The organism is Blastococcus jejuensis (assembly GCF_039534705.1).
Lineage (GTDB): Bacteria > Actinomycetota > Actinomycetes > Mycobacteriales > Geodermatophilaceae > Blastococcus_B > Blastococcus_B jejuensis.
Window position 1 is genome coordinate 30,296 of sequence record NZ_BAAAVV010000011.1, and the last position, 24,902, is coordinate 55,197.

At 74.6% G+C, this 24,902-nt stretch carries 22 protein-coding genes and 1 riboswitch; of the genes, 10 read left to right on the plus strand and 12 right to left on the minus strand.

What is annotated here, in order from left to right; all coding sequences use genetic code 11:
* Positions 1 to 14: 14 nt before the first annotated feature.
* The 4 genes from ABD644_RS18380 to aceB all read right to left on the minus strand — a co-directional run bounded on the left by ABD644_RS18380 (position 15) and on the right by aceB (position 8,820).
* Positions 15 to 5,207: a SpoIIE family protein phosphatase gene (locus tag ABD644_RS18380; RefSeq protein WP_344690470.1), complete on the minus strand. Its 5,193-nt coding sequence runs from the start codon at positions 5,205 to 5,207 to the stop codon at positions 15 to 17.
* 54 nt (positions 5,208 to 5,261) lie between these two features.
* Positions 5,262 to 5,912 carry a DUF5701 family protein gene (locus tag ABD644_RS18385; protein ID WP_344690471.1) on the minus strand — a complete coding sequence of 217 codons (651 nt, stop codon included), beginning with the start codon at positions 5,910 to 5,912 and terminating at the stop codon, positions 5,262 to 5,264.
* Positions 5,913 to 5,986: 74 nt separating this feature from the next.
* Positions 5,987 to 7,249, minus strand: coding sequence for a DUF6986 family protein (locus ABD644_RS18390; RefSeq protein WP_344690472.1), 1,263 nt, complete (start codon positions 7,247 to 7,249; stop codon positions 5,987 to 5,989).
* Positions 7,249 to 8,820, minus strand: a complete 1,572-nt coding sequence (gene aceB, locus ABD644_RS18395; protein ID WP_344690473.1) for a malate synthase A — start codon at positions 8,818 to 8,820, stop codon at positions 7,249 to 7,251. The genes ABD644_RS18390 and aceB overlap by 1 nt, the downstream gene beginning before the upstream one ends.
* Positions 8,821 to 8,862: 42 nt before the next feature.
* On the opposite strand from aceB, the gene uraD reads away from it, so the two are divergent.
* The 3 genes from uraD to pucL are packed head-to-tail and all read left to right on the plus strand — an operon-like array spanning position 8,863 to position 10,616.
* On the plus strand, positions 8,863 to 9,360 hold the full coding sequence (uraD, locus tag ABD644_RS18400; protein ID WP_344690474.1) for a 2-oxo-4-hydroxy-4-carboxy-5-ureidoimidazoline decarboxylase: 498 nt from the start codon (positions 8,863 to 8,865) through the stop codon (positions 9,358 to 9,360).
* A complete protein-coding gene (uraH, locus tag ABD644_RS18405; protein WP_344690475.1) occupies positions 9,357 to 9,674 on the plus strand; it encodes a hydroxyisourate hydrolase in 318 nt (105 codons plus the stop codon). The genes uraD and uraH overlap by 4 nt, the downstream gene beginning before the upstream one ends.
* Positions 9,675 to 9,713: 39 nt before the next feature.
* Entirely contained in the window at positions 9,714 to 10,616 is a 903-nt protein-coding gene (gene pucL, locus ABD644_RS18410) for a factor-independent urate hydroxylase (protein WP_344690476.1), read from the plus strand.
* A gap of 4 nt (positions 10,617 to 10,620) precedes the next feature.
* On the opposite strand, the gene ABD644_RS18415 is transcribed toward pucL, so the two are convergent.
* The 7 genes from ABD644_RS18415 to msrA all read right to left on the minus strand — a co-directional run bounded on the left by ABD644_RS18415 (position 10,621) and on the right by msrA (position 18,049).
* Positions 10,621 to 11,091 (minus strand): hypothetical protein, encoded by a 471-nt coding sequence (locus ABD644_RS18415; RefSeq protein ID WP_344690477.1) that lies wholly within the window; start codon positions 11,089 to 11,091, stop codon positions 10,621 to 10,623.
* Between the two features lie 84 nt (positions 11,092 to 11,175).
* A complete protein-coding gene (locus ABD644_RS18420) occupies positions 11,176 to 12,759 on the minus strand; it encodes a methyl-accepting chemotaxis protein (protein ID WP_344690478.1) in 1,584 nt (527 codons plus the stop codon).
* A gap of 134 nt (positions 12,760 to 12,893) precedes the next feature.
* Positions 12,894 to 14,774 carry a CehA/McbA family metallohydrolase domain-containing protein gene (locus tag ABD644_RS18425; protein ID WP_344690479.1) on the minus strand — a complete coding sequence of 627 codons (1,881 nt, stop codon included), beginning with the start codon at positions 14,772 to 14,774 and terminating at the stop codon, positions 12,894 to 12,896.
* Between the two features lie 77 nt (positions 14,775 to 14,851).
* Positions 14,852 to 15,982: a methyltransferase gene (locus tag ABD644_RS18430; RefSeq protein ID WP_344690480.1), complete on the minus strand. Its 1,131-nt coding sequence runs from the start codon at positions 15,980 to 15,982 to the stop codon at positions 14,852 to 14,854.
* Positions 15,979 to 16,431, minus strand: coding sequence for a hypothetical protein (locus tag ABD644_RS18435; protein WP_344690481.1), 453 nt, complete (start codon positions 16,429 to 16,431; stop codon positions 15,979 to 15,981). Before ABD644_RS18435 ends, ABD644_RS18430 begins: the two co-directional genes overlap by 4 nt.
* A 47-nt stretch (positions 16,432 to 16,478) precedes the next feature.
* Positions 16,479 to 17,393 (minus strand): haloalkane dehalogenase, encoded by a 915-nt coding sequence (locus ABD644_RS18440; protein ID WP_344690482.1) that lies wholly within the window; start codon positions 17,391 to 17,393, stop codon positions 16,479 to 16,481.
* A gap of 2 nt (positions 17,394 to 17,395) precedes the next feature.
* Positions 17,396 to 18,049, minus strand: a complete 654-nt coding sequence (gene msrA, locus ABD644_RS18445) for a peptide-methionine (S)-S-oxide reductase MsrA (protein WP_344690483.1) — start codon at positions 18,047 to 18,049, stop codon at positions 17,396 to 17,398.
* Positions 18,050 to 18,195: 146 nt separating this feature from the next.
* Here msrA and ABD644_RS18450 point away from each other — a divergent pair, with 146 nt between their 5' ends.
* Genes ABD644_RS18450 through ABD644_RS18475 form a run of 6 tightly spaced genes read left to right on the plus strand, consistent with a single transcriptional unit; the run spans position 18,196 to position 23,544 of the window.
* Positions 18,196 to 18,885: an alpha/beta fold hydrolase gene (locus ABD644_RS18450; RefSeq protein WP_344690484.1), complete on the plus strand. Its 690-nt coding sequence runs from the start codon at positions 18,196 to 18,198 to the stop codon at positions 18,883 to 18,885.
* 46 nt (positions 18,886 to 18,931) lie between these two features.
* Positions 18,932 to 19,285 (plus strand): hypothetical protein, encoded by a 354-nt coding sequence (locus ABD644_RS18455; RefSeq protein ID WP_344690485.1) that lies wholly within the window; start codon positions 18,932 to 18,934, stop codon positions 19,283 to 19,285.
* Complete coding sequence (locus ABD644_RS18460; protein ID WP_344690486.1) at positions 19,282 to 20,574, plus strand: NAD(P)/FAD-dependent oxidoreductase; 1,293 nt, start codon at positions 19,282 to 19,284, stop codon at positions 20,572 to 20,574. Before ABD644_RS18455 ends, ABD644_RS18460 begins: the two co-directional genes overlap by 4 nt.
* Positions 20,571 to 21,446 (plus strand): DUF1365 domain-containing protein, encoded by an 876-nt coding sequence (locus ABD644_RS18465; RefSeq protein ID WP_344690487.1) that lies wholly within the window; start codon positions 20,571 to 20,573, stop codon positions 21,444 to 21,446. The genes ABD644_RS18460 and ABD644_RS18465 overlap by 4 nt, the downstream gene beginning before the upstream one ends.
* A complete protein-coding gene (locus ABD644_RS18470; RefSeq protein WP_344690488.1) occupies positions 21,443 to 22,777 on the plus strand; it encodes a class I SAM-dependent methyltransferase in 1,335 nt (444 codons plus the stop codon). The genes ABD644_RS18465 and ABD644_RS18470 overlap by 4 nt, the downstream gene beginning before the upstream one ends.
* Before the next feature lie 2 nt (positions 22,778 to 22,779).
* The gene (locus ABD644_RS18475; RefSeq protein ID WP_344690489.1) at positions 22,780 to 23,544 is read left to right on the plus strand and encodes an SDR family NAD(P)-dependent oxidoreductase; all 765 of its coding nucleotides are present in this window, start codon (positions 22,780 to 22,782) and stop codon (positions 23,542 to 23,544) included.
* Here the strand turns inward: ABD644_RS18475 and ABD644_RS18480 are convergent.
* Positions 23,456 to 24,082, minus strand: a complete 627-nt coding sequence (locus ABD644_RS18480; protein ID WP_344690490.1) for a GNAT family N-acetyltransferase — start codon at positions 24,080 to 24,082, stop codon at positions 23,456 to 23,458. The two genes, ABD644_RS18475 and ABD644_RS18480, sit on opposite strands and share 89 nt — an antisense overlap.
* A gap of 84 nt (positions 24,083 to 24,166) precedes the next feature.
* Positions 24,167 to 24,269, plus strand: a riboswitch (TPP riboswitch).
* Between ABD644_RS18480 and ABD644_RS18485 the strand changes: the two genes are divergently transcribed.
* Entirely contained in the window at positions 24,266 to 24,901 is a 636-nt protein-coding gene (locus tag ABD644_RS18485; RefSeq protein WP_344690491.1) for an ECF transporter S component, read from the plus strand. It overlaps the preceding riboswitch by 4 nt.
* Position 24,902 lies beyond the last annotated feature (1 nt).

Consider the following 24,902-nt stretch of genomic DNA (forward strand, 5'->3'; position numbering starts at 1 on the left):
CTGGGCCATGGGCCCTATGACCCTGTCACCGGGGCGGACCCGTGGCGCCCACCGCCGCGGGTGGCTCCGTGGGGAGCCAGCAGCTCCGCCAGCCCGGCCAGTCCGAGGATCCGGTGGGGGACCGTGCCCACGGCCGTGCGCACGTGGAACGGCAGGCCTCCGGCGGCCGCCTGCGCCCGGGCCTGGAGGACCACACCCACCCCCGCGCTGGCCAGGTAGGTGGTCGGGCGCAGGTCCAGGACGACGGCGACGCCGGGGGGCAGCTCCCCCAGCGCGCGGAGGAGTTGCTCGCCGATCGGACCGGCGGTCGCCGCGTCCAGCTCGCCGCTGACGGTCAGGCGCAGGCCGCCGGCCTCCTCCTCCGCCACGAGCCGGGCCGGCTCCTCGTCGTCGTAGGACCGCACGGGAGGCGCCGGCGGTCGGCCCGGAGTGTCCGCGGCGCCGGGGTCGACCGTCACGGGTGGGAAGCGGAATCGCACGCGCGTCCCGGACCCCCTGGCGGTGTCCTCGCCGTGGGCGACCTCGACGTCCTGGGCGAGCGCCGAGATCAGCTCCAGGCCACGACCCCGGAAGCCGCGGTCCTCGGGTGGCGGTCGCCAGGTGCCGGTGTCGACGACCTCGACGTGCACGCCGCCGTCGCGGACCCGCGCGACCCGGTATTCGCACTCGCCGGTCCCGCCGTCGGTGTAGGCGTGCTCGACGGCGTTGGCCAGCGCCTCCCCCAGGGCCAGCTGGAGGTCCTCGGCCAGCTCGGCGGGGAGGCCCGTCGCGCTCGCCCAGGCCGACACCGCGCGGCGCACGACGGCGAGCCGGGCCGGGTCGGCAGGCATCCGCTCGGCCAGCGGGTCGGGCAGCAGGCGGGCGGCGATGACGGCGACGTCGTCGGGCTGGTCGGTGTCGGCGAGCACGTCGCTGAGCAACCGGCCGGTGAGCCGGACCGGGTCGGCGGCGGCGTGCCGCGCGGCGACGGACCGGACCCGGGCCAGGCCCTCGTCGAGCAGCTCCCCTCGCCGTTCGACGAGGCCGTCGGTATAGAGCAGCAGGGTGGTGCCGGGCTCGATCTCGGCCGAGCCCTCCGTGTACGGCGCGCGGCCGGGTGCCCCGAGGACGGCGCCGGAGCCGACCCCGTCGAGGAAACGCGACGCCCCGCTCGTCGACACCAGCAGCGCCGGAGGATGCCCCGCCGCGGCCCAGCGCACCGTGCCGGCCGGCGCGTCGACGATCAGGCAGGCGGCGGTGGAGGCCAGGGCGCCGGGCAGCCGCGCGGCGAAGCGGTCCAGCAACTCCAGCGCCTCGGCCGGCGCGCAGCCCTGGAGCAGCGCGGTCGACAGGGCGCTGCGCAGCTGACCCATGACGGCGGCGGCGGCCGGTCCCTGCCCGACCACGTCGCCGACCGCGATCGCCACGCGGTCGTCGTCCAGCTCCACGACGTCGTACCAGTCACCGCCGGCCTGGGTGCCCTCCGCTCCCGGCACGTACCGCGCCGCCAGCGCCAGCCGTTCGACGTCGGGCAGCCGGGCGGGCAGCAGGCTGCGCTGCAGCGTCTCGGCGATGCCCTGCTCGGCCCGGTACAGCCGGGCACGGTCGAGGGCCTGCGCGCACTGCTCGGCCACCGCCAGCAGCATGGCGCGCTCGGTCGGGGTGAACCGCTGCACCGAGGAGAACCCGATCCCGATGACGCCGACCACGCGGCCGGCGACGGTGAGCGGCAGCGCGACGGTGGCGGCCAGCCCGTAGGCGCGCAGCGACGCCACCAGCTCGGGGGCCAGCGGCCGCGGACCCGCCGGACGGTCGGCCAGGTCCTCGATCCACAGCGGCCGGCGCTCGGTGACCGCGGCGGTGACGGCGAGGGGGGCACCGAGCGGGATGCTGCCCCACAACCGCTGCCCCTCCTCGGTGCCCCCGCTGATCGTGAGCGCGATCAGCGCCCGGTGGGACGCGTCGAGCTCGTAGACCCCGACGCGGCTGTCGGGCCCGGTCAGCTGGCGGATGTGCCCGGCGGCGGCCGCCCCCACCTCGAGCGGTGTGGTGGCCGCCGAGAGCTCGGCCGTGGCCTGCTGGAGCAGCGCCAGCCGGCGGGCGGCGGCGCGCTCCTCGGCCAGCAGCATCGCGTTGTCGACGGCGAGCGCGGCGCGTGCCGCCAGCTCCTCGACGAGGTCGCGGTCGTCGTCGTTGTACGGCGGCGCGTCGCCGCGCCGGCCCAGACCGAGGACGGCGAGCACTCGGCCACGGACGCTCAGCGGGACGGCCATCGCCGACCGGACCGCGACCGGATGCGTGTCGGTGGAGTCGCCGGCCGCCGGGTGGGTGTCGGGCAGCACCTGCACCACCGACCGCCCGGTGGCCACCGCGGCCGGCCCGAGCCCGTCGTGCGGGTCCATCGCCAGCAGGGCCTGCTCGGTCGCCGCGTCGGGGGCGGCGATGCCGGCGACGCGCAGCCGGCCGTCGTCCCCCACCAGCGTGACCCCGCAGATCTCGGCCAGCCGGCGATCGACGACGAGGCGGGACAGGGCCGTCATCTGCTCCTCGACACCGGTCGCCCGGTCGAGCACGGCGCCGACCTCGGCCAGCAGCATCTGCCGCTCGGTCTCGCGGAAGCGGGCGTTGATGTCGGTGCAGCTGCCGACGAACCCAGCGAAGTCCGCGCCCGACCCGATCGGCACCGCCCGCTCGAGCAGCCAGTGGTAGGCGCCGTCACTGCGCCGGAGCCGGAACTCCACCTCCCAGCCCTCGCGCCGCTCGGCGGCCGCACCGACGACCGCGAGGTAGCGGGGCGCGTCCTCGGGGTGCAGCCGCTCCTCCCAGCCGCGGTCGAGCTCCGCGGCGACGGGCCGGCCGGTGAACTGCGACCAGCCCTGGTTCACGAAGATGCGGCCCCCGTCGGGGTCGGCCACCCAGATGAGTGCCGGCGCGAGGTCGGCCATGGCGGTGAACCGCTCCTCGGCCGCCCGCCGGGCCCGGCCCAGGGTGAGGTGCGCGCTCACACGGGCCAGCAGTTCCTGCGCCGAGAACGGCTTCACGAGGTAGTCGTCGGCACCGGCGGCCAGCCCCTCGACGGCCGCGGCCTGGCCGGCCCGCGCCGAGAGCAGCACCACCGGCACGCGGGCGGTCCGGACGTCGCCGCGCAGGGCGGCCAGCAACTGCATGCCGTCGAGCCCCGGCATCATGACGTCGCTGATCAGCAGGTCGGGCGGATCGGTGAGTGCCGCCTCGAGGGCAGCCCGCCCGTCCGACACGCTCGCCACGCTGTAGTGAGGCGTGAGCAGCCGCTGCAGGTACTCCCGCATGTCCGCGTTGTCGTCGGCGACCAGCACCCTGCCCGATCCGCCGCCGGCCGCGCTCACCGGAGCGGTGCCCGCGGCGGTCGCGTCCTCCTGCCCGGCGGCCGGCAGCCACCGCAGCGCCTCGGCCACGAACGGTGCCGCGCCCGCGGACACGGCCGGCGCCCCCGGCGCGGGCTGTGCCAGGCGATCGGCCGGCAGGTGCGCCGTGCCGAACGGGATGGTGACGGTGAACGTCGTCCCGACGTCGGGCGCGCTCTGCGCCTCGATCGTGCCGCCGTGCAGGGTCACCAGCTCGCGGACCATCGCCAGGCCGATGCCGCTGCCCTCGCCCGACCGGCTGCGCGCGTTGGCGACCCGGTGGAACCGCTCGAACAGCCGGGGCAGCTCGGCCGCCGGGATGCCCGTGCCGGTGTCGGTGACCGTGAGCTGGGCGCGGCCCTCGACCTGGCGCAGCCGGACGGTGATGCCGCCGGTGAAGGTGAACTTCAGCGCGTTGGACAGCAGGTTGAGGACGACCTTCTCCCACATGTCCCGGTCGATGTGCACCGGTTGGTCCAGCGGGGCGCAGTCGACGGTGAACGTCAGGCCCGCCCGGTCGACGGCGGAGCGGAAGACGCTGGCGAGCTCGGCGGTGGCCTCGGCCAGGTCGACGGGCTCGAACCGGGCGTCGATCCGGCCCGCCTGGAGCCGGGAGAAGTCCAGCAGCGTGTTGACCAGCTTGCCCAGGCGCAGCGCGTTGCGCTCGATGACCTCGAGCTCCTCGCGGACCCGTGGCTCCGCGGTCAGCTCCGGCGTCGCCCGCAGCTCGGCGATCGGCCCCATGATGAGCGTCAGCGGGGTCCGGAACTCGTGGCTGACGTTGCTGAAGAAGTCGGTCTTGGCCCGGTCGAGCTCGGCCAGCGCCTCGGCCCGGCGGCGCTCGGCCTCGTAGCTGCCGGCGTTGACCAGGCCGGAGGCGATCTGGCCGGCCACGAGCTCGAGGAAGCCCCGGTAGGCGTCGTCCCAGCGGCGGTGCGGGTTGAGCCCGACCACGAGGAAGCCCGACACCCGGCTCCGCCCCTGCGCGGCGGACACGACGGGCACGGCCGCCGCCTGCGTGGGCGGCTGCTGCCAGGCGCCGGTGGGCAGGTCGGCGAACCGGTCGCCCAGGTCGTCGAGCAGCACCAGCTCGCCGGCGAGCAGCCGGTCGAGCGGCCACGTCGGGTGCGGATCGTCAGCGGCGAGGGTGCGCGGGACCGCCGCGGACCCCGGCTCGATGCCGGCCGCGCTGCCCAGCCGGGCGGTCCCGGCCTCGTCGAACAGGTACGTGACGCTGAACGGGAGATCGGCCAGGTTGTGACCGAGCTGGGCGGCGACCGCGGCGAGCACGTCGGCCTCCGTGCGGGTGTCGGCGATCGCCGCCGCCAGGTCCCGCAGGTTCGCCATGCGCCGCTCGCCCACGACCCGCTGGGTGTTCTCGGTGACGACGCACAACATCCCCTCGGTACGGCCGTCGTCGCCGTCGAGCGGGCTGTAGGAGAAGGTGTGGTAGGTCTCCTCGGCGTAGCCGCTGCGCTCGAGGAAGAGCAGCAGGTCCTCGTCCCAGGTGGCCACGCCGGTGTCGAGCACCGACTGGATGCGGGGACCGATGTCGTCCCAGATCTCGGCCCACATCTCGCGGGCCGGCCGGCCGAGGGCCCACGGGTGCTTGGCCTGCAGCGTGTCGCGCATGTACGCGTCGTTGTAGAAGGCGACGAGCTCAGGGCCCCACGCCGCCCACATGGAGAACCGGGACGTGAGCACGATCCGGACGGCGCTGCGCAGCCCGGCCGGCCACGTGTCCGGCGCACCGAGCGGCGTCTGCGCCCAGTCGCGGGCGGCCATCGCGCGGCCGAGGTCGCCGCCGTTGGTGAACAGCGAGCGCTGGGGGATCTCACCGCTCACCGCAGCATCACGCGCCGAGCTTAGGTGGTGCCCGACCGACCGGCTCGGTCCCGGTCAGACCGCGCGGGGTGGCTCGGCGACCCGGCCGCCGCAGGACGCCGATCCGAGCCAGGTGTGCGGCGCGCCCTGGTAGCACCAGCCGAGGCGGGGCCGGCGAGCGCTGACCCACAGGGCGGGCACCCGCTTGTCGCCGGCGCGGGAGCCGAGCAGCGAGAAGCAGTTGCGGGAGCGCAGCACGCCGGGGTCGGAGACCAGCACGGACACCCCCTCGGCGATGGTCAGCGGCGACCGGCCCGCTGCGGTGATCTGCGGCAGGGCCTCGACCGGCGGCTGGTTCAGCGTGTCGGGGCCCGGGTCGACGTCGAGCAGCAGGTACGGCGCGCTGGGGACGTCGAGCTCGGGGAGCGGGCGGAACCGGGCCAGGTCGTCGGGCTCCATGGTCGTGAAGCCGGCGCCGCCGACCATGTGCACGGTCGCGAGGACGTCGACGACGGGCAGGTCGGGCAGCACGACGACGAACGGGATGCCCTCCCCCGGCGTGCCGACGGCCGGGAGCTGGTCGCGCAGCGGCTCCAGCCACGCGCGGAAGCACCCGTCGGCGAGGTCGAGCCGCTCGGGCAGGCCGGTGGCCACCAGCGCGTCGACCTGGCGGTCGAACTCGAGGTCGGTCTCGGTCGGGGCGGCGACGTGCGACAGCGCGGACATCCGGCACCTCTCGGCGTGGCCCGGGCGAGGTGGCCGCCGGGGTGTCGGCGGAGCCGGGCGACGGTCGGCGACCCTCAGGATCCCCCTGGCCGCCGGCCCGACAGCATAGTCAGGGTGGCGCGGTCCGGTCCTCCCCCCGCGGCGATCTCGTCGTCGTCGACAGCCCCGCAGTCCAGCCCGCGGACGACGACCGAGGCCAGCGCGCGCGCGGTGGCCGGTTCGTCGAGGACCCCGCTCTCGGAGCGGTCGAGGTAGGCCGCCAGCCGGGCGCAGGCCGCGGGCAGCGCGGCACGGTAGAAGGCGTAGGTGGCCGTGTAGCGGGTGACCAGCTGCGCCGGGTGCAGGTCCCAGCCCTGGTAGAAGCCGCGGCGCAGCGCCCGGTCCACGAGCCAGGCGTGCAGCTGCCAGGCGGTGTGCACCTGCTCGCGCGGACCGACCGGCAGCACGTTGGTCGACCCGTCGACGGCCCGGGCCCCCGTGCCCGCGACGGCGACCTGCATCGCCTGCTTGGCGAAATCGGCGGCGGGATGGTTCGACGACTGGTGCGCCGCGGCGATGCCGAGCGCGGCGCTGTAGTCGTAGGTGCCGTAGTGCAGGCCGAGCAGCCGGGCACCCGCCGCCTGCACCATCCGCGCGGCGGTGACCGTGCCGTCGGGCCCGACGACCGCCTGCGGCGTCTCGATCTGCAGCTCGAGCTCGAGTCTGGTGCCGTGGGCGGCCTCGAGCGCGTCGAGCACCGGCAGGAAGGCGCGCACCTGCTCCACGTCGGTCACCTTCGGCAGCGTCACGATCACCCGCCCCGAGCTTTCGGTACCGAAAGCTGAGCGGGGCCCGCCCGCTTTCGGTACCGAAAGCGGGGAGAGAGCGCCGAGGAAGAGGTCGAGGGTGCGGACGCCGCGGTGCCGGGTGCCCAGCTCGAGCGACTTGGCCCGGACGCCGAACCACGGCGGCGCGGTCCCGTCCCGCACGTCGGCCGCCAGGGCCGCTGCCGCGGCCCGCACGTCGTCGTCCTCCCGGCCGGGCCCGCCCCGGTAGCCGTCCTCGGCGTCGACCCGCAGGTCCTCGACCGGCTCCGCGGCCAGCTTCGCGCGCACCCGGGGCAGCACCTGCTCGAGCAGGGCCGCGTCCAGCCCCAGATCGGGCAGGCCGTGCTCGTCGAGGGCGGCGAGTGCCTCGGCCCCCCAGCCCTGCGCCAGGCCGGGGACCACGGCGTCGACCGGCACGTAGCAGGTGTGCACCGGCTGCCGGTCGGGCCGCTCCCCGGGGAAGGCGGCCAGGCGGGCGGCGTCGACCGGCGCGAGCCGGCGGTCCAGCTCGGCGAGGAGGTCGGAGATCATCAGTCGATCAGCTCGTAGGCGGGCAGGGTCAGGAAGTCGGGGAACTCGTCGGCCAGGGCCACCCGCTCGAACAGCGTGCGGGCGTCGTCGAGCCGGTCCAGCTCGCCGATGCCGGCCACCTCCTCGTCGATGACCCGGCGGACCAGGTCCCGGGTCACCGTCTCGCCGGTGTCCAGCACGACGCCGGCGTCGATCCACTGCCACACCTGCGAGCGGCTGATCTCGGCGGTGGCGGCGTCCTCCATCAGGTTGTGGATGCCGACCGCACCGTTGCCGCCCAGCCAGGCCGCCAGGTAGCGCAGCGCCACCTCCACGTTGCCGCGGAGCCCCGCCATCGTGCGCTCCCCCGGCACGCCGGCGACGTCGAGCAGCTGCTCGGACGTGACGCTCACCTCCGGCCGCTGCCGGTCGAGCTGGTTGGGCCGGTCGCCGAGCACGCCGTCGAAGATCTCCCGGCAGATCGGCACCAGGTCGGGGTGGGCCACCCAGGAGCCGTCGAAGCCGTCGCCGGCCTCGCGATCCTTGTCCTCGCGGACCTTGGCCAGTGCCCGCTCGTTGGCCTCGACGTCGCGCCGGCTGGGGATGGCCGCGGCCATGCCGCCGATCGCCATCGCGCCGCGACGGTGGCAGACGGCGACCAGCTGGTCGGTGTAGGCCCGCATCATCGGCGCGGTCATCGTCACCGCGCCGCGGTCGGGCAGCACGAACTCCGGCCCGGCGTCGCGGAAGGTCTTGATGACGCTGAACAGGTAGTCCCAGCGACCGGCGTTCAGGCCGGTGGCGTGCACGCCCAGCGCGTGCAGCATCTCCTCCATCTCGAACGCCGCCGGGATGGTCTCGATCAGCATCGTGGCCCGGATCGAGCCGGCCGGGAGCCCGAGCACCTGCTCGGCGTGGTCGAAGACCAGCCGCCACAGCCCGGCCTCGAGGTGGCCCTCCATCTTGGGCAGGTAGAAGTACGGCCCGCTGCCCCGGTCGAGCTGCTCCTGCGCGTTGTGGAACAGGTAGAGCCCGGCGTCGACCAGCGCGCCGACGCTCGGCTCCCCCTCGACCACCAGGTGCCGCTCGGGCAGATGCCAGCCGCGCGGGCGCGGGACGATCGTCGGGAGGTCGCCGTCGTCCCGCAGCCGGTACTCCTTGCCCTCGGGGCTGGTGAACGCCAGCGTCCGGCGGACGGCGTCCTTCAGCACGACCTGCCCGCCGACGACGTTGCGCCAGTGCGGGGTGTTCGCGTCCTCCAGGTCGGCCAGCCAGACGCTGGCGCCGCAGTTGAGGGCGTTGATGGCCATCTTGGGCTCGGTCGGGCCGGTGATCTCCACCCGCCGGTCGACCAGCCCGGGCGGGGGCGGCGGCACCCGCCAGTCGCCGTCCCGGACCCCGGCGGTCTCCGCCCGGAAGTCGATGCGCCGCGCGGCGGCGATCTCGGCCCGGCGGACGGCTCGCGCGGACAGCAGCGCGTCGCGGTGCGCGCCGAACCGGGTCTGCAGGTCGGCGACGAACGCCAGCGCCTCCGGGGTCAGGATCTCCTCGCCCCGCTCGACGGCGGGGCCCTCCACGCGCACGTCCACCATCGCGGACCTCCTCGTCCTGCTCGGGGCTGGCATCCTCTCATCGTGGCGACCATCGACGACTTCAACGACGAGCCCGCCGACCAGGCCGTCCAGGCCCTGCGCGCCTGCAACGCCGCGCCCCGGTTCGCCGCCGAGCTCGTCGCCGGCCGCCCGTACCGGGACGCCGACACCCTGATGGCCCGCGCGGAGGCGGTGGCCCGCGAGCTGCCGTGGGAGGACGTCGCCGTCGCGCTGGCGGCCCACCCGCGGATCGGCGACCGGGTGGAGGGCTCCTCGGCCGAGGCGGAGTCCAGCCGCCGGGAGCAGAGCTCGATGGGCGCGGCCGACGAGGACACCCGCGCCGCCCTGCTCGCGGGCAACCGGGCCTACGAGGAGCGCTTCGACCACGTCTTCCTGATCCGCGCGTCGGGCCGGACGCCGGCGGAGATGCTGGCCGAGCTCCGCCGCCGGCTGGACAACGACGAGGAGACCGAACGCGCCGAGGTGACCGAGCAGCTGGCGCAGATCACGGCGCTGCGGGTGAAGGCCCTCGTCTCGTGAGCATCTCGACGCACGTGCTCGACGCCGTCGCCGGGCGACCGGCCGCGGGCATCGCCGTCCGGCTGCTGGTGGGCGACGACGTCGTCGCCGAGGGGATCACCGACGCCGACGGCCGGTGCCGGCTGACCGAGGAGGCCACCGCGGCGGGCACCCACCGGCTCGTGTTCGCCACCGGCCCGTGGTTCGCCGCGCAGGAGCGGGAGACCTTCTACCCCGAGGTCGTGCTCACCTTCGCCGTCACCGAGCCGGCCGAGCACCACCACGTGCCGCTGCTGCTCAGCCCGTTCGCCTACTCGACCTACCGCGGGTCGTAGCGGCGCGGCCCGGACGTTCCACGTGCAACAGTGCCCGGCATGACGATCCGGCTCGGGCGCAACCAGTACGGCAAGGCGGAGGTCCGCGTCGTCGCGGTCGACCGCAGCAGCGCGCGGCACACCCTCGTCGACCTGAACGTCAGTTCCAGCCTGCGCGGCGACTTCACGGCCGCGCACACCGCCGGCGACAACGCCCACGTTGTGGCGACCGACACCCAGAAGAACACCGTCTTCGCCTTCGCCCGCGACGGCATCGCCTCCCCCGAGGCGTTCGGCCTGCGCCTGGCCCGGCACTTCGCCGGCGCCCACGACTGGATCACCGGGGCGCGCATCGGCATCGAGTCCTACGGCTGGAGCCGCATCCCGGTCGGCGGGCGGCCGCACGACCACGCCTTCTCCCGCGACGGCGGAGAGGTGCGGACGGCGGTGGTCACGGTGGACGGCGACGGCCCGGACGCGGACGTGCACGTGCTGGCCGGGCTGACGGGCCTCGTCGTCCTCAAGACCACCGGATCGGAGTTCTGGGGCTTCCCGCGCGACCGGTACACGACGCTGGCCGAGACCCGGGACCGGATCCTGGCGACGGCGGTGACGGCACGGTGGCGCTACACCTCGGCCGACCTGGACTGGGACACCGCGTTCGCCGGGGCGCGCACGGCGCTGCTGGAGGCGTTCGCGGGCACCCACTCGCTCGCGCTGCAGCAGTCGCTCTACGCGATGGGCGAGGCGGCGCTGGAGCGCAACCCCGACATCGCCGAGATCCGGTTGTCACTGCCGAACAAGCACCACTTCCTGCAGGACCTGTCGGCATTCGGCCTGGACAACCCCGACATCGTCTACCACGCCGACGACCGGCCCTATGGCCTCATCGAGGGCACCGTGGAACGCGACGACGTCCCGCCGGCTCCGGCCGCCTGGGAGGGCACGCCGGGCTTCTGCTGAGCGCTCAGCTCCCCGATTCGATCCCGACGCCGCCCATCACGGCCACCACGTGCAGCCGCAGGTCGGCGCCGGCCTCGTCCTTGGTGCGCACCACCGGGCCGTCGGCGCCCATGCCGCCCATCCCCCGGAACTGCCACCACACCCGCCAGCCCGGCGGCACCTGCACGGCCATGCCGCCCATGAACGCGCGGATGGTGACGTCGATCCCGCCCGGCACGCGCGGGAGCCGGCTCAGGTCGAGCACCCCGCCGGCCATGACCAGGTCGACCCGCACCCGGGTCAGCTTCGGGTTGGTCGGATGCAGCTCGACGCCGCCGACGCCCTGCACCCGCCGGATCGCCGTGGAGCTCTCGTCGCCCTCGTTCTTCCGCCGCGCGACCAACCGGGCGGTGACCGCGACGACTGCCTGCACCGACGCCCAGACCGCGATCCAGGGCAGCACCGTACGGACAGCGGGGGGCACGGATCTCGCCATGGGCTCCACCCTGCCACCGACAGGGAGCGACGGCGGTGGGAAGCCCCCCACCGCCGTCGTCCCCCTGGTCGCTCCGATAGCGCGTCAGTACCGGAACCTGGCGACCGAGCTGTGCAGCGAGGTGGCCATGCGGGCCACCTCGTCGATGGCCGCCTGCGCGTCGTTCATCGCGGCGGTGGTGGACGTCGTGGCGACGGCGACCGCGTCGATGTTCTCGGCGATCTGCTGGGCCGAGTGGGCCGCCTCGGCGACGTTGCGGTTCATCTCCGTCGTCGTCGCGGTCTGCTCCTCGACGGCGGCGGCGATGGTGCTCTGGGAGTCGTTGATCCGGCCGATGATCGAGGAGATCTCGCTGATCGCCCGGACGGCGCCCTCGGTGTCGGCCTGGATGGCGGTCACCCGCTGGGCGATGTCCTCGGTGGCCTTCGCCGTCTCCTGCGCCAGCTCCTTCACCTCGTTGGCGACCACCGCGAAGCCCTTGCCCGCCTCCCCGGCCCGCGCCGCCTCGATCGTGGCGTTCAGGGCCAGCAGGTTCGTCTGCTCGGCGATGCTCGTGATCACCTTCACCACGCTGGCGATCTCCAGCGACGACTCGCCCAGCTTGGCGACCGTCGCCGTGGTGGCGTCGGCGACCTCGACGGCCTGGGCCGCGACGTGGGCGACCTCGGTGGCGTTCTGCGCGATCTCCCGGATCGAGGAGCCCATCTGCTCCGACCCGGCCGACACCGTCTGCACGTTGGTCGACACCTGACCGGCTGCCGTGGCCACGATGCCGCTCTGCGCCGAGGACTCGTCGGCCAGCCGGGCCATGTCCTGCGCGCTCGCCGACAGCTGCTCGGTGGCCGAGGCGAGGGTGGTCGAGCTGTCCCCGATCGCCGTCATGACCGAGCGCACGGTGGCCATCGAGGCCTCCAGCGCGGCCGCCATCCGGCCGACCTCGTCCTTGCTGTCGACCCCGACCGAGCCCCGGAGGTCGCCGTCGGCGAGGGCGACCAGCACGGCCCCCACCCGCTTCAGCGGCCGGACGACGGACCTGGTGACCACCCACCCGAGAGCGGAGAGGACGGCGACACCGACCGCGGCCACGATCAGCGCCAGGGTGATCGCGGTGCCGCGCTGCTCGGTCGTCTGCTGCTCGGCCGCCGCCGCCTCGGCGGCGATGGCCTCACCCACCGACGGCAGCGACTCCTCGAGCGCGGCGAACGCCACCGCGAACTGCGGGTAGGCGGCGCTGGCTGCCGCGCGGTCGACGCCGGCGAGCGCGGTGATCTGGTCGGCCGAGACCAGGTAGGCCTCGACGTCGGGCGTGACGGCCTCGACGGCGGCGGTGACGTCCGCGCCGAGCCCCTCGCCGGTGACGGCCTCGAGGATCTCGCGGAAGTTCGCGGAGTGGTCGGCCAGGTCGGTGACGGCGCTCCGATAGTCGGCGTCCGAGCTGCTGAGCAGCGCCGCCAGCACGTCGCCGCGCACGGCGTCGTGCATCATGTCGGCCTCGAGCGCCTCGCCCGTCGCCCGGTTGCTCTGCAGCAGTTCGGCGACCCGGTCACCGGTGGCCTGCAGGGCCTGGACCGTGATGAGCGCGAACACGCCCAGGGCCAGCGCCCCCGCGGCGACCAGGGCGGCGAGCTTCACACCCAGGGGGCGGTCGGACCACATGCTGCGCACCATCGGGCGTCTCCACGGTCACGTGCGAGGGCTGCTGCCTCGCGGATGACCTGACATCGGCCCAACGATGGAGTGACTACAGCGGAACTCCTCCAATCTTCCGGAAATCTTCGCGCCGGTTCCCCGCCACGCCCACCTCAGGCGGCGCGGGCGGTCGGGATCCCTCCGGGCGGGGGCTGGCGGAGCAGCCAGGTCGGGTTCCCCGTGGCGGTCAGCGCACCGCTGCGGCGGATCTGGGTCCGGACGAAGCACGACGCCGTCGTGTTGATGTCCGCCGTGACGGTCCCCGTGCCGCCGGCGCCGAACGCGGCCGCTCCCCACGACCGGACGAGACTGGTGCCCGGGTCCTGCCCGGTGTAGTCCACCGGGCCGATGAGCAGCTCGACGGTGCAGTCGGCGGGCAACTGGGCGACCTGGATGGCGATCCTGCGGCTCGTCGCACTGCTGACCGACGCCTTGCCCATCGGGACCAGGTCGTCCACGAGCGTGTCCAGCTGCAGGCCGCGGGTCCGGCCGGGGTGGAAGGCGAACGCCCGGCCTCCCGCGAGCGCCGCGGCGAGATCGCGCTCGGAGGACGAGGCCGCCCAGATGCCCGTCAGGTGGCCGTTGCCCAGCGACTGCCAGGGCCTGCCCGAGTGGTCGTCGCTCACGCCGTTGCCGGTGAGCCACCGGGCGCGCCGGGAGAAGGTGTCCCACAACTGGCAGTGCTGGTCCATGGGCATGAAGCCGCGGAGGTTGTACCCGACCTCGAGGATGTCGGCGCCGAGGAGGTTGTTGGCCGACAGCTGCGCGAAGATCTGCCGCCGCTTGGTCACCTGCGCGGCGGCCGACAGCACCGGCCCCACCTGGAATCCGAAGGCATGGTTCCAGGACACCAGCCCACCGCGAGTGTGCTGCCGGGTGATGTAGTCGCGGTACCAGGGCTGCCAGTTGGACGTCGTGAGATCCGCCTTGAGGTTGAACTCGGGAGGCGCCCCGAAGACGTTGCAGTGCGCGATCGCCCCGGGACCGAGGCTCACCTCCTCGGAGACGAGCCCCGTGATGCCGTACTTCGCCGACCATGCCTGCGCCATCGCCCGCTGCGCCGCGAGGATCCCTGCGGCGTCGTGACGGACCCGTTGGATCGTCACCGACCGCAGGTTGACGTCGGCGACCACGCCCCGGCGGGGGCTCGTGACCTGGAAGCTGAGGCCCATCGAGGAGTGGTCGATGGCGAGCATGTCAGGCCAGAGGGCGCGGATGTCGTCGAGCGGGGTCAGCGTGACGGTGGTCCCGTTGGCCGGCATGGGGGCCCGCACGACGCCGATGAGTCCGCCGCCCTCCTTGAACCGGGCGACCGTGACGTTGCGCCGGAAGCGGTACCGCAGCGAGTAGATGCCCGCGGGCCGGCCGCTCTGCGCGGGATGCATGCTCAGTTGCACGACGACCTCGTAGAGCGCGTCGGGGTCCAGCCGGCTGGCGCCGAAGGCGTGCACGATCGACTGGCCGTCGATGCCCGTCCGGAAGAAGTTCACCGCGGTGCTCTCGGTGTCCATGCTCAGGCTCTGCGTGGCCCGCGAGGTGCCGGCCGCCTCGATGAGCACCCGGATGGGGCCGCTCGCCGAGAAGGTCGCGGCCCGCTGCGCGAAGCTGCCCGTGGTGGCGCCGATGAAGGTGCCCCGGAGCAGGGTCACGTAGTTGAGCGCGCGCGCCCGGAAGTCGTGGTCGGTCTGCCACAGCACGTTCGCGCCCGCTCCGACCGCGGCGGCGTACTGCTGCTCCCAGGACGCCTCCCGCTCGCTGTAGTTGGCATGCACGTGCATCCCGGCCACGAACGGGTCGATCCCGGAGAAGCTCGCCAGGTTGATCCCGGCGGTCGCGATCCTGCCCGGCGGACCGGCCATCGCTGCGCCCAGGGCGACCGCCGCTCCACCCTGCAGCAGCTGCCGCCGGTTGAACCCGGGTGGAGGCAGGTGGCGGTGCCGGGGGCCCTCACCGTCGGACGGCTCGGAGACGCCGTGCTGGTGGTCGTCGGCCATCTCGGCTCCTTACGGGACGGCGCCGTTTCGCACTCCGCACCCTGGCCGGGTGCCCCCGCCCCTGCAAGGGGCCTTCGTCACCGCTCGGGAGGGACCGACACGGTCACGGTGAACTTGGGGTTCCGGTCGACGACCCGTGTCGGCCCGACCAGGCGGGCGAGGACGGTCTTGTACCGCAGCGCCGAGTTGTAGACGGTCCACAGCTCGCCGCCGGGCCGCAGCACGCGAGCGGCCCCGGCGAACAGGTGGTCGGCGGCGGTGGTCACCACCGCGGCGCCGACGTGGAACGGCGGGTTGCAGACGACGAGATCGACGCTGCCGTCGGGCACGGACGACGCGGCGTCGTCCCGCCGCACCTCGACCCGGTCCGCGACGCCGTTCGCGGCGGCCGTGGCCCGCGCCGAGCCGACGGCGGCGGCCGACTGGTCCACCGCCAGCACGCGCAGCCCGGGCCGGGCCCGGGCCAGCGCCACCGCCAGGATGCCGGTGCCGCACCCGAGGTCGAGCGCGGTCGCCGCGTCGGGGGCGGCGCCGCCGATCGCCCCGAGGAGCGCCCGGGTACCGATGTCGATCTTGGCCCCCGCGAACGCGGCCCCGTGCGCGCAGACGGTCAGCCCCACGTCGGGGTGCTCCACGCACGCCGGGAAGGACGACGGCCCGGGCACCGGCCCCCGCGCGACCAGCACCCGCGACTTCTGGCGGGCCAACGTCGCGGAGACGTCGGTGAAGGACGCCCGCAGGACGTCGTTCATCGCGTGGGTCATGTGCTTGACCCGGGCGCCGACCAGCACGGTCACGTCCGGGGCCGCCGACGCCGCGACCACCTCGGCGATCTCGCGCAGCGCGTCGAGCGCCTTCGGTGCCTTGACCAGCACGAGCCGGGCGCCGGCGGCGAGCTCGGGGCCCAGCGGCAGCGACCGGTGACCGCCGAGGCCGACGCGCTCGGCGTTGCGGGCCAGCGCCAGTTCGCCGACGAGCAGGTCCTGCGCCACCCGCACGTCCGAGGCGCCGTGCAGGGCCTGGAGCCCCAGGGTCAGCGCGCCGTAGGAGTCGTCGACCACCGCGACCTCGCCGGGGCCGCACCCGCGCACCAGCGCCGCGGCTTCGTCGAGCAGCAGCCGGTCGGTCGCGTCGACGGCGACCAGCTCCGGGGCCTCGACGTCCGGCTCCCGGCGCAGCAGCCCGAGGACCTCGTCGGGTGCCGTCACGGGCGCGACACCCCCTCGGGCAGCGGAGCCGTCCGCAGCGTCCGGGCCGCCACGAGAGCCACCCCGGCGAGCAGCGCGACACCCGACGAGAGAAGGCAGTGGCGGAGGAGCTGCGGTTGCGCGTCGCGGAGCACGCCGGAGCTGAGGACGTAGGCGTCGGCGAGGACGACGAGGCCGACCGTGCCCGCGAGCGACACGAGCGGCCACGATCGCGGCAGCAGCCCGGCCACCACCACGATCGCCACCGCGATGCTGAGCAGCAGGTAGGGCAGGTAGTAGGTCAGGTTGACCGCGAAGCGCCCACCGGCGTCGAGGTCGTCCCACACTCGCCCATCGTGGGGGCCGGCCAGCAGTCCCCGGCCCAGCGTCGCCCACGCCGCACCGACGGCCAGCGCGGCCAGCGCCTTCAGCAGCACGGATGCCCGGGCTCGGCCGTCGATCGGGGACATGACGGCCGACGGTAGCGCCCGTCGATCCGGGCGCCTCCGCGGGTGGCTCACGTCCGAGGCGCGCTGCCCACGAACTCCGCGACGACGGCCGCGAGCTCCGGGCCGGCGTCCTCCTGGAGGAAGTGCCCGCCGGTCAGGGTGACGTGCGGCAGGCCACGAGTGCCGGGCACGCGCGCCTGGAAGGCGCGGTCGCCGCCGCGCGTGATCGGGTCGCCGTCGGAGAAAGCGGTCAGGAAGGGCTTCTCCCAGCGCTCCAGCACCTCCCACGCCGCCCGGTTCGCCGCGGCGGCCGGGTCGTCGGGCCGGGTCGGCACCAGCTCCGGGAAGGCGCGGGCCCCGGCCTTGTACGCGTCGTCGGGGAACGGCGCGTCGTAGGCGGCCACCACCTCGTCCGGCAGCGCCGTCGTGCAGGCGCCCTGCACGACCCACCCCGCGTCGAAGCGCGGGCTCTCCCGGGCGAACCGCTGCCAGCGCAGGAACGCGTCACCCGCCGGCTGGTCACCGGTGGGCAGGAAGGTGTTGGCCGCGACCACCCGGGTGAACCGGTCGGGGTGCTCGGCGACCAGGCGCAGGCCGATGAGCCCGCCCCAGTCCTGCCCGACCAGCGTGAGGTCGGTGAGGCCCAGGCCGTCGAACAGGGCCTGCCGCATCCACTCGACGTGCCGGGCGTAGCTGTAGTCGGCGGGATCGGCCGGCTTGTCGGAGCGGCCGAAGCCGACCAGGTCGGGCGCGACCACCCGCAGCCCCGCCGCGGTGAGCACCGGGATCATCGAGCGGTACAGGAACGACCACGACGGCTCGCCGTGCAGCAGCAGCACGGTCTCGCCGTCGGCCGGGCCCTCGTCGACGACGGCGACCCGCAGCGGGGTGCCGTCGTCGGCGTCGAACGTCACGTACACCGGGGCGTACGGGAAGTCCGGCAGAGCAGCGAAGCGCTCCTCCGGCGTGCGCAGGACCTGCACGCCTACACGCCGGGGAGGCCGACGGGGCAGGAGACGCCCGTCGAGTGCACCGGGCAGTAGCCGTTCGGGACCTTGTACAGGTACTGCTGGTGGTAGTCCTCGGCGTAGAAGAACTCGCCGAGCGGCGCGATCTCGGTGGTGATCTCGCCGTAGCCGGCCGCCGCCAGCCGCTGCTGGTAGGCCTCGCGCGTGGCGCGGGCGGCGGCCTCCTGCTCGGGCGTCGCGTAGTAGATCGCCGAGCGGTACTGGGTGCCGACGTCGTTGCCCTGGCGCATCCCCTGGGTCGGGTCGTGGTCCTCCCAGAAGACCTTGAGCAGCTGCTCGTAGGAGATGACGGCCGGGTCGAAGACCACCAGCACGACCTCGGTGTGCCCGGTCCGCGCCGAGCAGACCTCCTCGTAGGTCGGGTTGGGCGTGAACCCGCCGGCGTAGCCCGCCGCGGTGGAGTAGATGCCGGGCGTCTCCCAGAACACCTTCTCGACGCCCCAGAAGCAGCCCGCGCCGAAGACGGCGGTCTGCATGCCGTCGGGGAACGGCGGCTGGATGCGGTTGCCGTTGACCGCGTGGATCTCGGGCACGTGCGGGAGGGCCTCGGGACGGCCGGGGAGCGCGTCCTCGGGCGTGACCGGCTGCGCCGTGAACCGGGAGAACAACATGCCCCGAGCCTAGGCCCGGACCGCAACCGGGAGGACCTGCCCGGACGTCGTTGCACTGTGCTGCATCCGAATGGCCGCCCACAACCGAACAGGGAGAAGATGCCCGAGCCGGTGGGCCCGGCCAGCAGGACGAGCGAGGAGCGTGCGTGCCCGATCCGATCGTCGAGGTCCACCCGGCCCGGGGGGAGCTGCGCGGCATCGCCGTGTTCTGCCACGGCGGGACGGCGACCAGCGTGCGGCCACCCCGCGACAGCGCCCTCTCGCTGGTCCGGATGCGCGAGTTCGAGCGGTTCGTCCGGCGCACCGCGGGCGATCGAGGGATCGCCACGCAGCTGATCCGCTACCGCGTGGCCGGCTGGAACGGCCCGGCCGCGGACGCCTACGCCGACGTGCGCTGGGCCCTGGAGCGGATCCGGGCCGAGCACGGTCCCGACGTCCCCGTGGTCCTCGTGGGGCACTCGATGGGCGGCCGCGCGGCGCTGCGGGCCGGCGGGGACCCGCAGGTCGCCGCGGTCTGCGCGCTGGCGCCGTGGACGCCGCCCGGCGAGCCGGTGCAGCACCTGACGGGGCGCACGGTGACCGTCCTGCACGGACGAGCGGACCGGTGGGTCCCGGCCGCCCTGTCCGCCGACTTCGCCCTGCGGGCCGCCCGCGCCGGCGCGCACATCGCCCGTTTCACCGTCGCCGGGGGTCACTCCATGGTCCGCGGCGCCGTCCGGTGGCACCGGTTCGCCCGCGACACCGTGCTCGGCGCCACCGGGATCGAACCGATGCGGGCCGACATCGCGAATGCCCTGTCGAGTCCTGTCCCCGCGGGCATCGCCGTGCCCCTCTAGGCCGTAGCACCCGCCCCCGAGCCCCCGCACCAGAGAGGACCCTGCCGTGCCCGCACTGTCCCGAATCCTCGGCATCACCACGATCGCCGTCGGCGTGCTCGAGCTCGCCAAGCCCGACCTGTGGGCGCAGCCGACCGGTCTCGGCCCGCCGTCCCCGGCGCTGCGCGCGTGGCACCACACCCTCGGGGCGCGCGACGTCGTCTCCGGCCTGGCGATGACCTTCGCGCCGGCGGGGCCGGCGTTGCGGGCCGCGACCCTCTTCCGCATCGTCTCCGACACGACCGACGCCGTCGCCTTCGGGCTCAACGCGCCCGACGCCGCCCGGAAGGGCAAATCCGTGGGCGCGGCGCTGGGCTACGCGGCGATCAACGCGCTCTCGCTCCGCTGGGCCGGCCGATGACCGCCGCCGCCCTGCGCCGGCCGACCGCCGCCGTCGTCGGGTCCGGCGTCGCCGGGCTCACCGCCGCCTACCTCCTGCAGCGCACCCACGACGTGACGCTGTTCGAGGCCGACGACCGGCTCGGCGGGCACGCCCACACCCACGACGTCGCGACGCCGGACGGCCGGGTGCTCCCCGTCGACACCGGTTTCATCGTGCACAACGAGCGCACCTACCCCAACCTGCTGCGGCTCTTCGGCGAGCTCGGGGTCGCCACCCAGCCCACCGAGATGAGCATGTCGATCACCTGCGAGGGCTGCGGGCTGGAGTACGCCGGCGCGCGCGGGCTGGCCGGGCTGTTCGCCCAGCCGCGCCGGGCCGGCGACCCGGCCTACCTCCGCATGCTGGGCGAGGTCCGCCGGTTCCACGCCCACGCCCGCCGGCTGCTCGACCACGCCGACACGGCCCCCGGTTCCGACGTCGACGGCCTCTCCCTGGGCACCTTCCTGGCGCTGGGCGGCTACTCCGACTACTTCGTGCGGCACTTCATGATCCCGGTGGTCTCGTGCGTCTGGTCGTCGGGCACCGGGGCCGCGCTCCAGTACCCGGCCGCCTACCTGTTCCGGTTCCTCGACAACCACGGGATGCTCGCGGTGACCGGTTCGCCGCAGTGGCGGACCGTCGTCGGCGGGTCGCGCAGCTACGTCGAGCGCGCCGCCAAGGGGCTGAGCGCGGTGGCGACCGGGGCCGGCATCCGCACGCTGACCCGGCACGTCGACGGCGTCGAACTGGTCGACGACGACGGCCAGCGGCACCGGGCCGACGCCGTCGTGGTCGCGACGCACCCCGACCAGGCGCTGCGCCTGCTCGGGGACGCCACCGACACCGAGCGGCAGGTCCTGGGCGCGTTCGAGTACTCCCGCAACGAGACGCTGCTGCACACCGACGCCTCGGTGCTGCCGGCGGCCCGCCGGGCCCGCGCGTCGTGGAACTACCGCATGACCTGCGCCCGCCCGGTCGAGCAGGTCCAGGTCAGCTACTGGATGAACCGGCTGCAGGCCATGGACGAGCCGGTCGACTACCTGGTCACGCTCAACGGCGGCGACCGCATCGACGACGACTCGGTGCTGCGCCGCATGGTCTACGAGCACCCGATCTACACCGCGGAGTCGGTCGCCGCCCAGCGGCGGCTTCCCGAGCTCAACAGCGGCCGCACGGCGTTCGCCGGCGCGTACCACGGCTGGGGCTTCCACGAGGACGGCTGCGCGGCGGGCGTGCGCGCCGCCGCGACGTTCGGAGCGGGGTGGTGACGGCCACGGCCCTGACCCCGCCGCGCGCCGCAGCGGACCGGTGGGCGCCCGTCGCCACCCCGGCCCTCTACGACGTGCGGATCCGGCACACCCGCACGACGCCGCTGCGCAACAGCTTCGAGTACGGCGCCGACCTCTGGCTGGTCGACCTCGACGACGTCGCCGCGGGGCGGCTGGCCGCCGACGGACCGCTGCCGCGGTGGCTGCGCGCACAGGTCCGGTTCGAGCCGGCCGACCACCTCGGCGATCCGACCCGGTCGATCAAGGAGAACGTGGCCGAGTTCGCCCGGCTGCACGGGGTGGACGACGTCGTCCGGGTGCTCATGCTGGCCTCGCCCCGCAGCGGTGCCGGGCGGCTGAGCCACGTGTTCAACCCCCTGTCGACGCACTGGTGCTACCGGGCCGACGGCTCGCTGGCCTGCCTGGTCGCCGAGGTGCACAACACGTACGGCGAGCGGCACGCCTACCTGCTGCGCCCGGACGACGCCGGCCGCGCGGAGGCCGACAAGGAGTTCTACGTCTCCCCGTTCTTCGCCGTCTCCGGGCGCTACCGCATGCGGTTCTCGGCGCCGGGGGCACGGCTGCACGTCGGGATGGCCCTCACCGACGGGGGGCGCACGCCGTTCACCGCCACCGTCCGCGGTTCGGCCCGCGCGGCGACGGTGCGGGCCATCCGCGCTGCCACGCTCCGTCGTCCCATGATGGCGCTCCGCGTGAGCGCCCTGATCAGGGTCCAGGGAGTGACACTGTGGCTCCGAGGGTTGCCCGTGGTCGCGCGGACGCCGCACCATGCCCCCGCCGGCGTCGCGAGCCCCGTCGGGCGGACGCCGGCCGGCACGAGGAACCACCGCGAGAACAGGACCGGCTCATGACCACCGTGCAGCGGACCGACGGCCGGGGCGACCACGACGGGCGCGGGCCCGCCGGGAGCCGGCCGGCGCGGGGCACCCAGCAGCGCTTCCCCGTCCCGCGGCCGGACGCGGCGCACTGGCCGGGCCTGGCCACGCCGCCGTCGGCGCCGGTCCACGCGCGCATCGCCGCCGCCGTCTTCACGCGTGCCGTGGCGACGCTCCCGGTGCGCGTGATCTTCCCCGACGGGCGGGTCCTCGGTTCCGGGGGCAAGGACGCCCCGACGATGCGGATGGTCCGGCCGGCGGCGGTGTTCGCCCGGCTGGGTGCCGACGCGAAGATCGGCTTCGGCGAGGCGTACATGACCGGCGACTGGACGACCGCGCCCGGCACCGACCTCGCCGATCTCCTGGCCCCGTTCGCAGCCCGCATGTCGCGGCTGGTGCACCCGCTGCTGCAGCGGCTGCGGCACGTCGTCGAGCGCACGCAGCCGGCCCACGAGGAGAACACCCCCGAGAACAGCCGCGGCAACATCGCGCGGCACTACGACCTGTCCAACGAGCTGTTCGAGGCCTTCCTCGACGAGACGATGACCTACTCCTCGGCCTGGTTCGAGCCCGGCGACGACCTGGCCGCGGCCCAGCGCCGCAAGATGGACGGGATCCTCGACCTGGCCCGCGTCGGTCCGGGCATGCACGTGCTGGAGATCGGTTCCGGCTGGGGCGCGCTGGCCATCCGGGCGGCCAGCGAGCGCGGCGCCCGCGTGACCACCCTGACCCTGTCGACCGAGCAGCAGGCGCTGGCCCGCCGGCGGGCGGACGACGCCGGCGTCGGGCACCTGGTCGACGTCCGGCTGCAGGACTACCGGGAGGCGACCGGCTCCTACGACGCGATCGTCTCGGTGGAGATGATCGAGGCGGTCGGCGAGCGCTTCTGGCCGACCTACTTCGGCGCGCTGGACGGCCTGCTCGCCCCGGGCGGCCGGGTGGGCCTGCAAGCGATCACCATGGCCCACGACCGGTTGATGGCCACCCGTCGCAGCTACACCTGGATCCACAAGTACGTGTTCCCCGGCGGGATCATCCCGTCGCTGCGGGCGATCACCGACACCCTCACGGCGCACACCCGGCTGTCCGTCGTCGAACGCCGCGACCTCGGCCCGCACTACGCGCACACCCTGGCGCTGTGGCGGGAGCAGTTCCTGGCCAACTGGGACCGGCTCGAGGGCTCGTTCGACGGCACGTTCCGCCGGATGTGGGAGTTCTACCTCGCCTACTGCGAGGCCGGTTTCCGGGTGGGCTACCTCGGCGTGAGCCAGCTGGGCCTGGCCCGCCACCCGTTCGCGGGCGCCTGAGGGTGCGGATCGCCGGAGCCCGCGTCTGGGTCACCGGGGCGTCGAGCGGCATCGGGGCCGCGCTGGCCCGCGAGCTGGCCGACCGGGGGGCAGCGGTGGCGATCAGCGCCCGGAGCACGGAGAAGCTACGGGCCGTCGCCGGCGGGCGCATGCACGTGGAACCCGTCGACGTCACCGACCGCGCGGCCACGGTCGCGGCCGCCGCGAACGTCCGGGCGGCGCTCGGCGGCCTCGACCTCGCGGTGCTCAACGCCGGCACCTGGTCGAGGTTCCACGTGGATCATTGGGACAGCCAGGCCTTCGCCGACCACCTGCAGACCAACCTGATGGGCACGGTGCACGCGCTCGAGGGCGTCGTCCCCACGATGCTCGAGCAGGGCCGCGGCCAGATCGTCGGGACGGCGTCGGTCGCCGGCTACCGCGGCCTGCCGGGGGCGGAGGCCTACGGGTCGACCAAGGCGGCGCTGCTGCACCTGTTCGAGGCGCTGCGCGGCTCCCTCGGCCCGCGCGGGATCGTCGTCCAGACGGTGTCCCCCGGCTTCGTCCGCACGCCGATGACCGACCGCAACACCTTCCCGATGCCGTTCCTGATCTCACCGGAGGCCGCGGCGCGCGCCATCGCCGACGGGATCGCGAAGGACAAGGCCGAGATCGTCTTCCCGCTGCCCATGATGCTGGTCATGAAGGTCGCCCGGCTGGTCCCGGTCCGGGCCTGGACGGCGGCGACGGCGGCGATGACCCGGCGGGGCCTGCGCCGCGGGAGCTGACCGGCGGCACGGGATCGTCGGACAGGCGGGCCCAGAGCAGCTCGTCGTGCTTGAGCCCGTCCCCGTACCGGTAGGAGCGGCGCAGCCGGCCCTCGAACGTGAAGCCGGCCTTCTCGGCCACCCGCCCGGATGCCGCGTTCTCGACGGCGTGGCACAGCTCGATCCGGTCCACGGCCAGCGCGCCGAACGCCCATCGGCAGGCCGTGTCGACGGCCACCGTGGCCACGCCCCGCCCGCGAGCGGCCGGCGCGGTCCAGTAGCCGATCTCCGCGTCGCCCTGCACCGCGTCGATCGAGTGCAGCGAGACCGATGCGAGCAGCCCGTCGTCCGAGCCGACGACGGCCCACGACGCGTGCGTGCCCGACTCCCAGTCGGCCCGGCGGGCCACCAGCGCGGCTGCCTCGTCGCGCGAGCCCACCCCGCCGCCGTTCCACAGCCGGATCGAGGGGTCCTGCAGCGCCGCCCAGACCGCGTCGGCGTCGCCCGCGCGCCACGGCCGGAGCCGGAGCCACCCGCAGTCCAGCACGATCGGTTCCATCCCCCGATCGTGCCCCGAGCGGCACCGGCCGAGGGGCGGGGGCCCGCACCGTCACCGGAGGTCTAGGCTTCTGCGCACAACAGAAGAAACCGACAGGGGAGCGCTTCGGCGCTGAGAGTGCGGGACACCGCAGACCCTCGAACCTGATCCGGGTCATGCCGGCGCAGGGAGTCTGGAGGAGCTATGGCCGAACAGGCCGTCCGTCCGTCGTCCACCGATGCCACCGAGCCGGGTCGTGCCGGCGTGCGCTGGCGCACCGTCGACATCGTCGTCGCCGCCGTCCTCGGCGTCGCCTTCGGCGTCGTGTTCTGGGCCTGGAACCTCGTCTTCGGCGTGCTCTCGGCGCCGCTGGACTTCTTCCCGCCGCTCTCGGCGATCCTCAACGGCGTCTACCTGATGCCGGGCGTGGTCGCGGGCCTGCTGATCCGGAAGCCCGGGGCGGCGGTGTTCGCCTCCACGCTGGCCGCGGCGGTCAGCCTGCTGCTCGGCTCGCCCTACGGCGGGATCATCGTCGTCTACGGCCTGGTGCAGGGCCTCGGCGGCGAGCTCGGTTTCCTGCTCACCCGGTACCGCAGCTTCGGCTGGGCGACCGCGGTGCTGGCGGGGGTGACCGCCGGCCTGTCGACGTCGATCCTCGACCTGAGCCTCTACTACCCGGTCTCGGCCGAGTACCCGTTCTGGGTGTTCACGCTGCCCTACACGCTCTTCACGACGCTCTCCAGCGTGCTGCTCGCCGGCGTCGTCGGGCTCCTGCTGGTCCGTGCCCTGGCCCGCACCGGGGCGCTGAGCTCGTTCGCCTCGGGCCGCGCCCGCGTCTGAC

What these genes read in the sequence shown, in the direction of transcription:
- ABD644_RS18485 (WP_344690491.1), top strand. Translation starts at nt 24,266, where the DNA reads ATGGCCGAACAGGCCGTCCGTCCGTCGTCCACCGATGCCACCGAGCCG.
- ABD644_RS18480 (WP_344690490.1), bottom strand. Translation starts at nt 24,082, where the DNA reads ATGGAACCGATCGTGCTGGACTGCGGGTGGCTCCGGCTCCGGCCGTGG.
- ABD644_RS18425 (WP_344690479.1), bottom strand. Translation starts at nt 14,774, where the DNA reads ATGGCCGACGACCACCAGCACGGCGTCTCCGAGCCGTCCGACGGTGAG.
- ABD644_RS18470 (WP_344690488.1), top strand. Translation starts at nt 21,443, where the DNA reads ATGACCACCGTGCAGCGGACCGACGGCCGGGGCGACCACGACGGGCGC.
- ABD644_RS18415 (WP_344690477.1), bottom strand. Translation starts at nt 11,091, where the DNA reads ATGGCGAGATCCGTGCCCCCCGCTGTCCGTACGGTGCTGCCCTGGATC.
- ABD644_RS18385 (WP_344690471.1), bottom strand. Translation starts at nt 5,912, where the DNA reads ATGTCCGCGCTGTCGCACGTCGCCGCCCCGACCGAGACCGACCTCGAG.
- pucL (WP_344690476.1), top strand. Translation starts at nt 9,714, where the DNA reads ATGACGATCCGGCTCGGGCGCAACCAGTACGGCAAGGCGGAGGTCCGC.
- ABD644_RS18460 (WP_344690486.1), top strand. Translation starts at nt 19,282, where the DNA reads ATGACCGCCGCCGCCCTGCGCCGGCCGACCGCCGCCGTCGTCGGGTCC.
- msrA (WP_344690483.1), bottom strand. Translation starts at nt 18,049, where the DNA reads ATGTTGTTCTCCCGGTTCACGGCGCAGCCGGTCACGCCCGAGGACGCG.
- ABD644_RS18390 (WP_344690472.1), bottom strand. Translation starts at nt 7,249, where the DNA reads ATGATCTCCGACCTCCTCGCCGAGCTGGACCGCCGGCTCGCGCCGGTC.
- aceB (WP_344690473.1), bottom strand. Translation starts at nt 8,820, where the DNA reads ATGGTGGACGTGCGCGTGGAGGGCCCCGCCGTCGAGCGGGGCGAGGAG.
- ABD644_RS18420 (WP_344690478.1), bottom strand. Translation starts at nt 12,759, where the DNA reads ATGGTGCGCAGCATGTGGTCCGACCGCCCCCTGGGTGTGAAGCTCGCC.
- ABD644_RS18435 (WP_344690481.1), bottom strand. Translation starts at nt 16,431, where the DNA reads ATGTCCCCGATCGACGGCCGAGCCCGGGCATCCGTGCTGCTGAAGGCG.